General features: G+C 60.1%; 9 protein-coding genes. 2 read left to right on the plus strand and 7 right to left on the minus strand.

Annotation, left to right across the window (positions count from 1 at the left end):
• Positions 1-99 precede the first annotated feature (99 nt).
• Together istB and istA are read right to left on the minus strand one after the other, a co-directional pair.
• The gene (istB, locus tag RMCN_RS07980; protein WP_067388237.1) at positions 100-897 is read right to left on the minus strand and encodes an IS21-like element helper ATPase IstB; all 798 of its coding nucleotides are present in this window, start codon (positions 895-897) and stop codon (positions 100-102) included.
• 1 nt (position 898) lies between these two features.
• On the minus strand, positions 899-2,521 hold the full coding sequence (gene istA, locus RMCN_RS07985; RefSeq protein WP_067388239.1) for an IS21 family transposase: 1,623 nt from the start codon (positions 2,519-2,521) through the stop codon (positions 899-901).
• A gap of 800 nt (positions 2,522-3,321) precedes the next feature.
• On the opposite strand from istA, the gene RMCN_RS07990 reads away from it, so the two are divergent.
• Entirely contained in the window at positions 3,322-4,005 is a 684-nt protein-coding gene (locus RMCN_RS07990) for a hypothetical protein (protein ID WP_067388241.1), read from the plus strand.
• 29 nt (positions 4,006-4,034) lie between these two features.
• Here RMCN_RS07990 and RMCN_RS07995 read toward each other — a convergent pair whose 3' ends face one another.
• The 5 genes from RMCN_RS07995 to RMCN_RS08010 form a co-directional block, all read right to left on the minus strand.
• The gene (locus tag RMCN_RS07995) at positions 4,035-5,072 is read right to left on the minus strand and encodes a PD-(D/E)XK nuclease family protein (RefSeq protein WP_084377257.1); all 1,038 of its coding nucleotides are present in this window, start codon (positions 5,070-5,072) and stop codon (positions 4,035-4,037) included.
• Positions 5,069-10,537: a DEAD/DEAH box helicase gene (locus RMCN_RS08000; RefSeq protein ID WP_067388243.1), complete on the minus strand. Its 5,469-nt coding sequence runs from the start codon at positions 10,535-10,537 to the stop codon at positions 5,069-5,071. Before RMCN_RS08000 ends, RMCN_RS07995 begins: the two co-directional genes overlap by 4 nt.
• Before the next feature lie 41 nt (positions 10,538-10,578).
• The gene (locus RMCN_RS30825) at positions 10,579-11,484 is read right to left on the minus strand and encodes a hypothetical protein (protein ID WP_131808542.1); all 906 of its coding nucleotides are present in this window, start codon (positions 11,482-11,484) and stop codon (positions 10,579-10,581) included.
• 16 nt (positions 11,485-11,500) lie between these two features.
• Positions 11,501-13,609: a hypothetical protein gene (locus tag RMCN_RS08005; protein WP_067388245.1), complete on the minus strand. Its 2,109-nt coding sequence runs from the start codon at positions 13,607-13,609 to the stop codon at positions 11,501-11,503.
• Between the two features lie 85 nt (positions 13,610-13,694).
• Complete coding sequence (locus tag RMCN_RS08010; protein WP_084377259.1) at positions 13,695-14,675, minus strand: DNA cytosine methyltransferase; 981 nt, start codon at positions 14,673-14,675, stop codon at positions 13,695-13,697.
• Positions 14,676-14,788: 113 nt separating this feature from the next.
• On the opposite strand from RMCN_RS08010, the gene RMCN_RS08015 reads away from it, so the two are divergent.
• On the plus strand, positions 14,789-15,265 hold the full coding sequence (locus RMCN_RS08015; protein ID WP_409366042.1) for a very short patch repair endonuclease: 477 nt from the start codon (positions 14,789-14,791) through the stop codon (positions 15,263-15,265).
• Positions 15,266-15,364: the final 99 nt, after the last annotated feature.

Here is a 15,364-nt window from a genome sequence, read left to right on the forward strand (position 1 = left end):
AATACGTGCTGAAGGCTGAGGTGGTGGGTGGTCCTGACTGTCGCTTGCCAGGGTGATGGGACCACCTGATTGCCAGGGGGATGGGACCACCGTGGCGCGTTACTGAGGATGCTCGTCGGCGGGGTCTGGGTCAAGCTGGGGCCGGGTCCGTTGGCGGTAGGACGGTCCTTCGATGACCAGGGTGTGCGCGGCGGAGGTCAGCCGGTCGATGGCTGATTGAGCCAGCAGGGTGTCGGCGGTCATGGTCAGCCATTCAGCGGGCTCGCGGTTCGACGTCACGATCGTGGTCTTGGCGCGATGGCGCTCGACGACGATCTCGTAGAAGTCGCTGGTTTCGGTGGCATCGAGCGGGCGTAGCGCGAAGTCGTCGATGATCAGGACGTCCACGGCGGCCAGGCGGCGGATCTCGGCGTCGACGGTGTGGTCGAGGCGGGCGGCGCGCAGCCGGGTGAACAGTTTGTCGGCCCGGCCGAACACGACGGTGTGTCTGCGTCGAATGGCCATGTGTCCCAATGCTGTTGCCAGATGCGTCTTGCCAACACCAACGGGCCCGAGGACGATCGCGGACTGGCCGGCGTCGAGGAACCGCAGTGAGGTCAGATCCCCCAGCAGGGTGCGGTCATAGCGCAGGTCCTCGTGTGCGGTCCAGGTATCAAACCGCATGGTGGGGTCGAGTCCGGCTTTGGTCGCCCGCAACGCCGCGGAGCGGGATTCGCGTCGGGAGACCTCGTCGGCCAGCAGCGTTTCCAGGAACCCGATGTGACTGAGTTTGTGTTGGCGGGCCAGAGCGGCGCGTTCGGGCAGGGTGTCGGCCATCGCGCCGAGTTTGAGGGTCTTGAGCAGTCGGAGCAGGTCAGCGCCGATCGGGTCGGTGGCGCCACGGGCGGTGGTGGTCATGTCAGCGGTTCTCCTCGGCGACGGTGGTCGTGATGATGGTCAATGGTGTTGGGGTGGAGCCGAATTCGGATGGATCGCGGGCGAAGCGGGTGGCGGTGTGGCCGACGGCCTTCGGCAGCGCGGGTGTGCTGGTCTCGGTGGCACGCTCGAGCATGGAGGCGATCTTGTTCACCGAGACGACATCAAGATCCAGCGACAGTGCGCAGGCCTGTTCGACCCGGTCGGCGCCGTAGCGGCGCACCAGGCCCAGCAGCCGGTAGACGGTGCGCATCTTCGTCCAGGGCAGCCGGTCATCGAGGATGCGTTCGGCGTAGATCCCGACGTTGGGGCCGTGCGCGGCGCAGGTGGCGATCAATGTCGTCACATCGCGCAGCGCGTAGCCGGTCTTGTGTTCGGGCAGATCAGCGGGGTCGGTGCTGCGCCCACCGGCCGGCTGGCGAGGATGGACCTTGACCAGCACGCCGCGGCGATAGAACTTCACCAACTCGGTGTCGGCCCGCACGTCCAGGTACTGACCGATCCAGCACTCGGGCAGCGAATACAGCGCCTTGGCGACCTCGGCGTGGAAATCGCGGTGCACCTTGACCGTCTTGAACACCGGCACGTCATAAACCCCTGGCACCGGCAACAGCCGGGACTGTTCCCCGGCGGTGAACACCTCCAGCGGACGAGCGCAGATGGTGCCGTGTGTGCGGGTGCCCGCGGTGTCACGACACCACACCGTCGCCGCCTGCTGCGCATGGGCCAGGCTGGTGAATGTTTCACCGTCCCAGAAGTTTCGGCGCACGTACTGCACGGCGCGTTCCACTCGCGGCTTGTCCTTCGGCGAGGCCACCCGCGCCGGGTCGGTCAGGAACCCGACATGCCCGGCGTAGTCCAGCCAGCCCTGGCTGAACTGCGGGTTGACCGCATCGGCGGCGGCGATCACCGGTTTGAGGTTGTCGGGGATCAGCACGGCGAACACGCCGCCGAAGAACTCCCAGGCCGCCTCGCAGCCGGCGATCACCGCGGCCAGAGTCTGCGAGTAGGACAGCCACACAAACATGTGCCGGGAGTACACCGCGGTGAAGATCAGCGCATGCACCTTGCGGCGGCGCCCATCATCGACGTCAGTGAGCATCCCCAGATAGCCGAAGTCGACCTGGCACTCCACCCCGGGATCACCATCAGCGACCCGCACCGTGAGATCTTTGCGGCCGAAACCGCAACGCTGGCTGGCGAATCGGTGCAACGTCCGATACGGCACCACACAGCCCTGCCTTCCCAGCAGAGTGTGGATCTTGGTCACTGTCAACGGCCGCTGCTCACCAGAGCCGGCCACCCACTTGGTGATCTGATCCTCGAACCCCAATAACTGCTCCCACGCCGCGCCGTGACCATCGGGGCGAACCGGGCGCACCGCTTCGGCGACCATCCCGATCAGACCGTCGTCGATCGCGCCGGCGTCGTCGCCGCGGCGCAGACCGGCCGCGTGGGCGGCCTCGACGTAACGGCGCACCGTTTTGCGATCCACACCGCAATGCGCGGCGATCGTCCGGTACCCCGGCGCCGGTAACCCCGCCACGCCCAGCCACACCCGCAGAACTTCCCTGATCTCGTTCACACTGACCTCCCGAAAAGCCATGCCGGCGACCTCCGTGACTTGAGCTGTCACGGCGATCGAACGAACAAATGAAAAGACCACCGACGCGACGCGCCGGTGGTCCCATAACTGGCAATCCAGGTGGTCCCATCACCCTGGCAAAAATCAGGTCACACTGGTCCCATCCTCATGGCAGGCGACACTGACGGCGTTCTTAGTTGTCGCCATCGAGCACTGTGGATGAGATGATTGCGTTGGGACCTGGACAGATTGACGTGGAATTGCTGAAGTGGGGACTGGCGCCAGTTGTTCACAGTGGCCTGATGTAGGCATAGTTCGCGCAGCAGTGTGAAGTCAAAACCATAGCGTCGACCCACGGACTGGCAGCTACGTCGGCGTTGAGTTCGAGATATGTGTAGCGGTAGATGCTGTGGCGGTAGGCGGCCTCGGCCAGAGGCTGATTCGGACGTGAGGGAGAATGCGGGCGCACTAAGAAACCCTCGACTCAGCTAATTCGAAAATGCGTACTTATCGGCTAGCGTCCCGGTGCGTCGATTCCGCGCCTAGCGGGTCGGCTTAACCCCTTCAGTTCGGCAATGTCACTACTCGTGCCACGAAGACACGAAGAAGCGAATCAACGAGTGCACGAGGACACCTCAGAAGCGTCACACACTGCACATGCGCGTATAGCCTCCTCTGTAAACCAGCAACACCGGCGGAATCTGGCACCGCTCGGACATTACCCCGTGCGTCGGCGTGATGGTATGCCCAACAAGGGCGAAAGAGGCCCCATCAGATGGGCTTTTGAGCACATGAACGCGATTGCTGGCTAGACTCGGTATATGGAGTTCGCAGTAGGCTTCGACGACTTAGCAAATTCTGATCTGATAATGGGCGCGATCTACAAGGGCGGCACGCAGGGCACAGTAGCTGATGATCCGATCGGAAAGCTCGTGCCAGTTGGAAACCAGGGGGGATTCCGATACAAGGGATCGCCGATCAAAGAATCCGTTCGAATCGCAGTTGTATACACCAGCGGCGCGGAGGAAGAGTGGCCGGACCACTTAGACGACAAGACTGGAATCCTCACGTACTACGGCGACAATCGCAGCCCTGGACAAGACCTCCTTGGCACACGTCGTAAAGGGAATCTGCTACTCAAGAAGGTGTTTGCCGCGATCGCTGCGACGCCTGCTGACCGTGCCAATGTCCCGCCGTTCCTTTTCCTCGAGAAGGTTGGCACCGGGCGAGATGTCCGTTTCCGCGGGCTGCTCGCACCGGGCGCCACGAATCATTCTGCTGATGAAGCCCTGAAGGCGGTTTGGAAGGAATCGGCCGACGGGCCATACGAGAATTACGAGTCGCTATTCACGGTCTTGAATGCCGATCCTGTGAGAAGAGTATGGATCGACGCCGTCGTTGAGGGCGTCCCGCCGATTGAAGCGCCCAATTGCCCCACGGCTTGGCGCTCATGGGTGGAGGGGCTGGAGTACGACGTGCTCCCAAAATACGCCGTAGGCAGCTAGATTCGCTTTCGATTGGCTCGTACCAGTTGCTAATTGTCTATTGGCATAGTGCGGAAGTCGGATCGATCAGTGGCGTACCAAATCTCACGATCTTGGAGGTCGTGAAGTTTACGACGGCTTCTCCTCAGGCGCACTGCACGTGTCATCGTACCTATCAGTAGCCCTGATGCTGTCCCGGAAGGGACACCGGATATCCACGCTTTGCCCCGATTCGAGCGCAGAACAAGTGAGGACTTGCCGTTCGCTGCATACTCCACTCCTTCGAGGATACCCTCGATGGCGTCTGGATCCTCCCATTCGTCAACGATGTTCCAGTGCGCGGTGCATTCGAAGCGGCGAGCGCAGTAGCGGCAGCCTCGCGTTGAGGGTATCGCCGGACGATGTCCGGAGGCCCAGGCATCCCGCGTCGATTGCAATCTTGTCAACAGGGTATGCAGTTCGAGCTCCGTGACCGCAATCGTTCGTAAGCCAGTTCGGAGGCTGAAAATAGCAAGCGTGGCGGGCCAGCTGCGTCGGTTAGCGAAGACCAACATTGCGTACACCATCAATTGGGTAAGAATCGCCTCCGGAAGTGAACCGTCTGCCGCGTCGGCTCCAGACTTCAAATCGATTACGGTGGCACCATTGTCGCCCTCCAGTAGCAGGTCGACCTTCCCCCAGAGAAGATTGTCATCGTCATACATCAATTTCTCCGCGGAAGCAGTTCCGTTGACGCCAACATAAGAGTCGATGGCCTCGGCTAGTAGTGGCTCTTGAACTCTCAGCCGGGATTCGGTTGTACGGCCATCATCGAGCAGTTCCAGGGTTACACCGCCGTCCTCAGCCTCTTGCCTGTAGGTCTCCGCTAGTGAGGGATAAGATGCCGCGCGGCGCCAGCCACCCGTCTCAACCCATCGCTGGACCGCGAGATGCGCAAGCGATCCAGCATTGTTGGGCACAGACTCGTTCGGTACGGGTCGAGTGCCAAATGGTAAGCGTGACACCGCGGCTGGACAGGCGAGTAGTTTGGCTGCCGAGGTTGGTGATAACCACGCCTTACTGATGCCGCTGGTGGCCTGAATCGTCATGGTCGGGGGCTCTGCGCCTCGCCGAAGAGCTGTAGTACGTGGCTCGGGTCGCGGTCTAGAACGAATGTGTCGGCGAAAACCACGGCTACGCCGGAGCGCCTGCCTTCGAGCGCGGCCATCGAATCGGACAGCCGTGGAGCGATAAGCGCCTTCTCCGATGCCTCAAGCGGGTGCTTGGCGATCACAGCCGATTCGCCATAAATGGGCGACTCGAATATCGCTGCTGCGCACTCGAGGTCATCGCAAACTTCTGCGCCGTAAGCCTCCGCCCAGCGTTCAATAGACTGTCGTTCACGATCGACATCTGGAGCCAGGGTACCGTCGATCATGACATTGAGAAGATCGCCTGCTAATCGCCAGTCGAGAAGAGCGTGATAGGCCATATTGCCGTAGTCACGCAGGCAGCGGTAGCAGGAAGCAGTGCACTCAAGGGCATGGTCGGGTGCCCTAAGCGATTCCAGGTACTTAAGGATCCCCCTGTCGAGGAACTCTTCGAAGATCTCGGGCTTACCCAAATGAGTGCTGAAACCGGCCCCGTTCTCGAGAGTGTCAGCGAGAAATGCCATCGTCGTTGGGGTCCCGCGGAGCACGCCGCTGTAGATGCCGGCTGCAAGCTCTAGTGATTGAACGTCAAGGTAAGCCGCCGCGGCCGTACGGAGAAGAAATGCCAGCGAGTACCAAGCAGCTCGGCGACCTTCGCCAGTTTCGCGGGCGCCACCAGGTTGAAGGCCTAGCGAATCAAGGCTCAGGCGAATGCCCGCACTTGGTCGTACCGGTCGCTCGGTCCCTACAAAAAGAAAGTCGGTGGGTTGAACCGAACCTAGTGCGACCGACATGACGTCGCCCGACCCGGCCATGCCGGGAAGGAGGCCGTGCTCAATCGCTTCGACGGACACATATCCGCCCCAATCTGCTGTATGACCTGGAGCGTTGTGCTGGAACCGGTGTAGTCGACCGCCGTTATCGTTGATAACGAACCTCGTTCCGGCACCACTTAGGGCTAGTGCATCGCCGTGGCGAGCCTCGTCGAGCTTCGAGAGATCAGTAAGCGCTCGAGCGGCCATCGCTCGCGCGGTCCACGCGAAGTTGCCGTCAAAGTCCTTGGGACTCCCGGCACGGAAGCCTAGCGGCTGACGAAGTGGAATCCATTGATACACGCCCGGGGGCTCGCTGCATTGAGGACATGATTCGTTCTCATCGCCGCTTCTGTTGTCAGGTGCCTCATGCAAATATGAGCATGAACGACATACGGCAACGTAACGGAGTGGTCCGAGCGGGTCGTCCTCCGATCGGACTGGTCGAGTGGGACGGAAGGCTGCCACGCCGACGACAGGAAATACCTCGCCGTCTCTCACCACCTCGCTCAGCGGTGCGAACGTGGAAACTGCCATTGAAAGGTCGCGGTCGATCGCCCCGCGGGGCGGCCAGGGGTACGGGTGTTTCGGCCGGCTCAGGTACAGGTACCGCGTCTGAGACGGGAAGCCAAACATCGGAAGGATGCCGGCCTCTGCGAGTCTTTGGCTTAGGTCGGGGTGTCCAGTAGGTGCCGCAGCGCACTCAGTTACTGCGGAGACCAGCGTTTCTCGGAGCCATTGCGCCCAATCAACATCCGAGACATGTTTGGGCGCAAAACGTGTCAGCGCACGAGCTGTATCACGCAACGTATCCGCATTGGCTTCAATCCAAGTCTGAACCGCGGAGCTCACTGCGTCCCATTCAGCGGCGAGCCCAAAAGGACCGTGCGAATTGTTCGTGAGATCGCTAAGAACGCGCGATTCGATTGCCGTCGGCCACACAGCTTCAAAGGCCAGCCGCATCGCCTCGGAGGTCAGGGTCCGCCTGAGGATCTCTTGACGGCCAAGCGCAAGATATGGTTTCGGAGTAGGCTCGTTAGTTATCAATTCTGGGCGAGCAAAGTAGTACTCATCATGGGAACGCCCTCGACACACGGTAAGTGCCGTCGCAAGCGGCGACGTGCGTCGGCCAGCGCGTCCGACCCTTTGCTGGTAATTGAAACGGGTCGGCGGCATGTTTCCTAGGACAACGACTTCTAGAGAACCGATGTCGACGCCGGCTTCCATCGTCGTTGTCACCGACAAAAGATCCAGACCATCGGCGCGGCTATTCTCATCGCCGTCTAGGAAGACATTCTGGAAACGGGATTGGCGCGATTGAGCTTCTACGCGGTCTGTCTGGCCTGTCAGTTCAGCCACCCCTAGGCGGAAGCGTCCCTGTCCCGTTGACGCCTTCCAGGAGTAGTAATCCTGTGCCGCACCTACGGACCCAGGATCAGCGGGCAATTGGCGTCGGCAGCGAGTGCATACCTTTGTGCCGCGATGCAAATGCTGGCGACGGCAGTTCGTGCAAGTCCAGCCTTGCTGGCCTGCTCGTCTCAATGTGACCTGTTCTGGTGAAATCAGATAGTCGCGAACTGCGTCGCCCCAGTGCGTCAGCACCGCTTCTTGGATCTCGCTGTAGTCAAGATTGTGTTCGTCGGCGACGGCTTCCCAGAACAGACGTAGCTTCACCGGTGGCTTATCTCGGGGGTCCCGCAACCCGAAGAACCGCCGGGCATCTCCCAGTACTCGGAGACTCGAGCGCGCCAACGCTGCTGCCGATGTGGGTTCGATGGTGATGTCCGACGTGTCGGTCGTCAATGCGAGCCATCCGAGACCAAGTGACTCGAAATCGCGGCCTGCTCCTGAGAAAAGACCGTCGATTACTTCTTTATGAAGGTTCTCTTGAACTTCTCTCCACCACTGCTTCTCCGACTCATCTAACCCACCCCGCGCGGACACGGGCTCGATCTCCCAGTTGACTAAAGTCGACCACCCGACGCGGCGTCCTCTCGCCCTGTCGTACCGCGACTGAAGGGAGGCATGAGTACCGCCCGGATTCACCCCAAGCTGAAGTGCTTTCGCTCCAACGTCGTCGGCGAGCAGCTTAAGCGTCTGAGGCGCCGACAGCTGCTTCTCGAGCTGGAGAGTCTCGCCAGAATAAGCCTCGTCTTCCTCTCCACGCCATAGGTCGGTCAACCTGTTGTACAGAGCGTTGTCGCGCGCACGGAGCCGGTCGCGGGCCTGTTTGTTTTCTGCAGATTTCTCGCCTTGTCTGACTAGCCTGCGTGCCAGATCAACAATGGATGGCCAGTCTTCGGCCTCCGCCAAGCTGTCATAGAGCAGAGTTCGCAGCAAGTCCTGGTAATGACGAAGCCCCATGCCGGCTGCCAACTTCGCAGCATCCTGCCGACTGTCGGTGAAAACGATAGCCTTGCGTTCGGGCTCTGGGAGTTGAGACATTAGCTCAGTGACCAGAACCTGATTAATCTTTTCGAAACCGGTCCGCATGCCCCGGATGGGGCTTCGTTGCCTCCATGGGTCAGTATGAGGGAGTAGCTTCCCGCCCTTGTACTTAATCTCCCAGTCGTCTCCGCAGTTTGGACATTGAGTTGGGAACGGAGACAGTGATTTTGGATCGCGCTTCGGTTTTCCGCTTCTGTCCATCCTTGATCGAGTATGGAAGGTCCATCCCGTATGGTTCTTACCCTGCTTCGCATTCTTGACTTCGCCGTTTGCTGAGTTCAAGATGCTGCGCCGAAACTCGTATCTAACGTTTCCGCTGTCCGCGTTCCATGCGAGCTCGTCGAGCTCGGGGCGATTGGTCCGAGGCCAATAGACGATGTAATTGTCCGCTGTTCGCTCCAGGGAGACTTGGTCTGGGAGCTTCGAAAGTTCTGGCACGTCGGCGAGCATCATCGCGCTCAAACTTTCGGACTGGGTGATCCCGGCTTGGACGAATCCGCCGAGCATGACGTCGCCACAGTTCTGGCAGTAGAGAAGTTCGAGGACCCGGGACCCGCAACCGCATCTCGTGACTGGCTCGTCAAATAGCGGCCCTACTGAGCGTGTTTCGTCTTCAGTCGACTCGCTGTGCCGACGCGAGTCCGTACAGGCCCATATCCCGGGGACGTTTCTAAAGAAGAGGTGGGCGCGCAGTCGTGGCCAGCCGGGGCGCCCCTCGCTGTGTGCGAGGGCTCGAAGGAGACTAGATAGCGCATCTGAAGCCACCGCACCTTCGGTTCGTGGAAAGAGCTTCTCGGCAAGGTCGGCCTGGGTCAACGCCTTGGGCGCCTCAGTAGCCCCTTCCTCGAAAAACGCTGCGTGCAAAGCGTCCTGAGCGCCTACAGATTCAGCTGCTTCGAGAGCTGAATGCCCGTTGTGCGCTTCAGCGAGAATCTTAGCTGCCTCACTCATGTCGGAGTGCTGCCTCTGCGGCTTTATGAGTTCCCCTGGAAGGAAGTCGAAGCTCTCTTCGGGAAGACCGAAGAACTGCTCAATATACGCGCGGTCTCGAACGGGATCGAGGCTCGCCGAGGCGGCAAGTACGCGCAGCTTTTCCGGCTGATCAATTAGGCCGAGGCGGTTCCTTAAGTTCCTTATGAGCAATGCTACTTCTGTGCCCGCTGTTCCGCGGTACGTGTGAAGCTCGTCTATCACCAGTGTGAACCGGTTGGAGGCGTCCTCATCGAGCCATGCTCGCGTACGCTCGAAAAACTGCTGATCTCGAGATCGTAGAAGCATGACATTCAACATGCTGTAGTTTGTGATAACAACGTCTGGCGGGGCGTCGCTCATGTCCCAGCGGCTACGCATTTCCGAACCATCGAGCCGGGGCACAAAGTATTGAGTGTCGCCGCCGATCTCTTGAGCTCGTCGCGAGCGCTGCTCAGTCGCACGCAAGTATCGTCGGAGGTCGCCTACGGCACGGGAATCGTTAGGGCTTCCCGTAACAGGTGTCGCTCCTGTGTAGCGTCCAAAGTAGAAGCGATGCCCCAGCCGATTCTGGTCTAGCCAAGCGCGTGATTCGTTACTGTCGAATGCTTTTCGAAGCCGGATGAGTTGGTCATCAACAAGCGCGTTCATTGGGTAGAGGATCATCGCTCGGACCGCCGCCGTCCGGCCGACCTCTCCGCTGCGCTGCGAAATGAAGTCGTCTTCGCCAGTCCACCAGTTTACGAAGCTTCCCCGATGCCCCGTCCATCGCTTCGATTCTTCGAGAAGTGACGCGAGAATGGGAAGGAGAAACGATTCGGTCTTTCCTGATCCTGTGCCAGCGGTGATGACGATGTTTCGGTTTGAGCCCGCTGCATGCCTCAGCGATAGCTCTTGATGAGTATAAAGCTGTCGACCAGCTGGAATCAGGCCCGTAGCAGCGAAATCGGCGATGTCCGTGCTCAAGCCAGCTTCGACCGCCGAGTCGCGCAAGTTCCGGCCAGTCGTCCTGTACTCGGGCCGCAGCTCGAGAAGTGGCATGCGGTAGATGCCGTTGTCACGGTCGAGAAGCGCTTGGCGTTCACGCTGTAGCTCTTCGCTAGCGAGTCCAAAGGGCGTGTTGTAGTAGCGAAAGAACGCCTCGCGCAAGTTCTCGAAACTAGATGCCAGATCTGGCTTCTGATCAGACAGCATGATTTCCTTTCGGTATTTGCCTGCTAAGCAGGCGAAGTCGATTAGGCGGGCTGAAGGACATGACTTCGCTGACCGAGCGTCTGCCAGATGTCGTCTGCAACGGCGCGGGGCACGTTGCCATATCGGGCGGTGCCTGCATTGAAGCTGATCTGAGGACTCGTCCCGCTACACAACACCAGGCATCTGCGGTGAAGTGCCGGGAGGGGTGCACCAAGGTCGGCAAATAGCTCTCCTTGACCCGTTTCCGGCGGATGACCATAGTAAGGCCGCCATCGGATCGCACTGGTACCAGTGCGCGCCAAGGCCGTCCAAACGCCGGTCGGCATATCGCAGTGCCACCACGAATTATGCTCGTGCCATAAGAAGTTTCGACGTCCGTTACCCTCGTACCGATAGAGCCCAGGTTTCGACAAATCCGGCGGTGGTGACGTCCAACCGAGCCGCGCTCCGTCGAAAAAGACAATCGTGTCGTTCTGCCTGTTTGGGGGTGCGCTTTCCTTACCGAGTTCGACGGGTAAAAGCTTGGCTGCTAATTGCAGGGCGCTGCATGGGACGTATGTCGCATTGATTGCGTCTGCCGCTTCCTTTAGGTCTGCGATCGCTCCAAATTGAAGTAGCTTCGCCTTCGGGCGGTTCAACGCGCCGGCACCGGGATCAGAGTCCACTAAATGGAGATCGATGTTCAGATCGTTCAACGGTTCGAGCGAAACCGGGGCGACGAACCCGGCAATCACGGCGAGTCCGTCGGCACTGGGTAATTTGGTGACAACCGTTGGGCTACAAACCCATCGACCTTGCTGCCAATCCAGTTCAAGGTAGGCGCGGTCGGAAAGATCGCGGAGCCAACGGCCCGGCTCTCCTTGGCGGAGACGCAGGTTCGTTGTGCCTGCGAGCCAGATGGCCTTCTGCCTATATTGAGTTATCGATCCCTCGCCGGTCAGGCGCATCCACTCTCCGAGTAGCTCACCGAGCATGCGCACTACTCCTATCCCACGCCCGCAGATATATGTCTAGCAATGGGTTTGTGCCCCGCAGTTGCTCCGAGACGCGGGTCCAAAGGTGACGTGAATACGAGTCAAGATCTCTGATTAAAGGTTCCGCGTATCGGAGCCGACGCGCTGCTACCTCACCGTTGTGGCGTTCTTCAAAGAGCCAAACGGCGTCGTCTGGCGCCAAAAGTTCCCATACGGCTGAATTCGGAATCCCCGCTTGTTCGAAGAGGGGATTTGGTGGCGGAGGAGAGACCGCGCTGGCGGTGCCGCGGCGGTCGACGACAAAGTACTGCCGCCCAGCGCGACGCAGGAAGTGTGGTTCGGCAGCCGAGCCATTAACGATGGCTCCTGAAATCGCTGTTACGCCAACAGCATCAATACCAACCCTCCGAAGCTCGTGTAACCGGCCTACTTGCAGCCAGCCGAGCGTGCTCGACGGGCTAACCGGCTCTGTTCCAGACGTGTGGACGTTGAAGGTAAGTGTCTCGCCGTCGACTTCGAGTACATGCTTGCCCACATTGAGAGGGCCTATAACACGTAAAGGAATCGGGAGCCCCGTTGCCTGGAAGGGGTGCTCTTGATGCATACCATCGAGAGCTGCTGGAACCGTTCTTGGGATGTCGCCGGCGGGAAGGAAGAGGTCGGGCTCGCCGCCTTGCAGATAGTGTCTATTTCCCAAATCGGTGAAGACGTGTAGTCCGTTCACTAATCGCGGACGCAAACATGCGGATGATCGGAATAGTCGCGCGAGCGATGGATCAATCTGCGTGAGAGCGTTTTTGAAGGCATCGAGGTTCTCTATTTCTACCCTGATGTAGATAAGGCGCCCAACGACTAGTTGAGCGCCAGGCTGTTGTCCCAAGCGACGCCAGCCCCGACGAGCCGCAGCATCTAGCACCTTCTCGATTTGGTTCTGCCACACTGGCGCGACTAACAGAATGTGGGGCGTATATGGTTCTACGTCGTCCTCAGACAGCCAACCCACGTCGGGATGTGATCGCATGGGCTGCAGCGGTGGAAAGGCGAATCGCCCTGCGACACCTGTGCCCTTCACTACCACGGACGGCTTCGAGGGCCAGGCGACGACAGCTGGCATCGGGCCTTGCCAATTGTAGAAGGCGCCGTAATCGCCTGATGTCAGCTCCACCAGTTCGTCATTCACTTCTAGACTGACTTGCGACTTCTGCGGATGCTTGAAGATCACCCACTGCGACGTAAAGTCGTCGAGATCGACGGCAAGCCGGATATCTAGTTGCGTTGCGCCCTCAGGAGTAAGGACGACGCCATCCCACTCCCGCGCCAGCCTGTGGAGATACGACGCGAGCACTCGGCGACGAGCCGGATCTGTCAGCGCCGAGAGGAGGGTCGGTGACAAATCTCGGGGGGTTGCTGCCCAGAGCTCAAGCTTGGATAGGAGAACGCCTTCCTCTGGAACGTCAAGGCTCCTGAGATCGAGTCTGTCGAAAAACCGCGTCAGTCTCATGCGGTCAGAGCGGCGAAGTAGAGCTTGCGAAAGGGGGTACCCGATTCGCGTCAAGCGATCATGCTTGCGGATAGTGTTCACACCGACCTGTGGATTGGCGTCGACCCAATCGCTCAGCTCGGACCACCAATGAGCTACGAGGTCGAAACTTTCCGCTAGCCGCTGACGCAGCGCCTCCAAGCTCTCGTGGGACTCGTCGGGGGCAACCAGCTGGGCTAGGCGGTAGTAGTAGGCATGACTGACGGCGGATTCGTCCCGATGCATCTCACTGGCGGCTGCGACGGTGAGCGCCAGGACCGCAAGGTTTGGCGGAGGGTTCCTGCGGTCGCCGACTGCCCATTTCCGCCAGACCGACCGAAGCGGGCCGAAGACATCAAGCGGATTATCAAGGTCGACGTACCTGGCTACCACCCTGCCGAGTTGGGCACTAGGGTTTTGTTCGGCGGTCCACTGCCTGATCTCGTCCGACAACTCGAGGTCCAGGATGAAGGGGCCGGAGGGGTCGCGCTCACGAAAGAAGGCGCGCTCGAGCAACTCCTGCCAGCGAACAAGATCGTCTGGCAGCTCCGTCTGACCCGATGGCTCTCTCTCCCCCATTGCGAAGGCAGGCTAGCAACTAGCACCGACGACTCGCACCGTGTTCAGCAACTTGTCGTTTGGCGGATAGGCCGCGGTCGCAGCTCTACGCCGAGCGGGGCTCGGCGAGTGTGGAAGCGGATGTGCGGCCCTCCATCGCCGAGAAAATGGCTCGACCGAGGGCGGCAGCGACAGGCGGTGGTAGCGCGTTTCCAATTTGGCGATAAGCCGCAGTTTTTCTGCCGCAGAACGACCATTCGGGAGGGAATCCTTGCAGCACGGCGACCATCTGTAGCGTCAGCCGCGGAACATGGTCGTGGGAGGAATCCCTTGAGGGCCCCGCATCAGCGATGCCTCCGCCGTCTACGCCGAGCTTAAGCCATGCTGCTCGGGCACGGGTGGGACCCAGATCTGCCCCACCGTGCTTCTTCGACCCGCCAACCAACGTCGGGCCGATGGAGTTCGCACGACGTGCCCAGTCTGCAGCTCCCGGCCAACCGTCCCGCGCCATAAGCGGATATAGCACTTCCCCTACTGTTGTGGCTTTGGGCGACGGATCCGGCCATTGAAATCGAGCAAAGGTGCGCTTTCTCGCTGCATAGAGAATGAATCGGGGTCGGAGCTGTGGTACGCCGAAATCACTGGACGTTATGAGCTTCCATTCTGACTCATAACCGAGCCGCGCGAGCTGGGCTTGTATCGCCGCCCGATAAGGAGCAAATCGCTTAGTCGATAGTCCGCGTACGTTTTCTAACAGAACACTAGCGGGTCGCGCTTCCGCGACTAGGCGGAGCGCCTCGGGAAAGAGATCTCGCTCATCCGCAGGCCCTAGCTGTCTGCCGGCGACAGAGAACGGGGGGCACGGGACACCTCCCGCCAAGAGATCAACTCCCCGGTAAAGCCGTCCGTCGAGCTCTCGAATGTCTCCTTCGCGCACGCTCCACTGAGGCCGGTTGAGCCGTAGGGTATCGCATGCCTCAGGCGCGATCTCGACAGCTAGCTCGTGCGTGAACCCGCCAAGCTCCAGCCCCAATGACTGGCCGCCGGCTCCGGCGCAAATCTCCAGACAGCTCAGTTGGCTCGCCATCCTGCCTCTCCCGTGTCAATCGAACATACATTCGATAAGTTCAGCATAGCGCTCTGCTGCCCCGGCCGGAGCCTGCTCATGACGAGAGATGCGCTGGCTCGTACCGTAATGGTGTGAACGATCGTGTACGTGTCACCACGCCGACTGGTTCGGCACCCAACTACGTGACGTCGCCGGGCCGTTCGCGCAACATGGCGGGTATCCGTCGCTGCGACACGAGGCCGGAAATTGTCCTGCGGCGTGCGCTCCATCGCTTGGGTCTTCGATTCCGCAAAGACTTTCCGGTGCGGATCGGTTCGAAAACAATCCGGCCGGACATCGTCTTCACTAAGCGCCGGGTTGCAGTGTTCGTTGATGGTTGCTTCTGGCATTCGTGTCCAGAGCACGGTCGACGGCCGACGGTCAACGACGAGTACTGGGGGCCGAAGCTGGCACGGAATATGGCACGCGACCAAGAACAGACATTTTTACTTAAACAGGAGGGTTGGTCAGTACTCCGGTTCTGGGAGCACGAAGACCCACTCTCTGCTGCTGATCGCGTCGCGCAGTACGCCCGGAAGGCCTACCGGGCGGATGAGGCGCCGGGATGATGCAGCGCGACGCGCAACTACCTACACGCGGATCGGACGAGTGTTGACGTATTGCGGTGGGTTTGGGTTTGATTGACCGGTTGATCGCCGATGCGCGGT

The sequence above is a fragment of the Mycolicibacterium novocastrense genome (genome assembly GCF_001570485.1).
In the GTDB taxonomy this organism is placed as follows: Bacteria; Actinomycetota; Actinomycetes; order Mycobacteriales; family Mycobacteriaceae; genus Mycobacterium; species Mycobacterium novocastrense.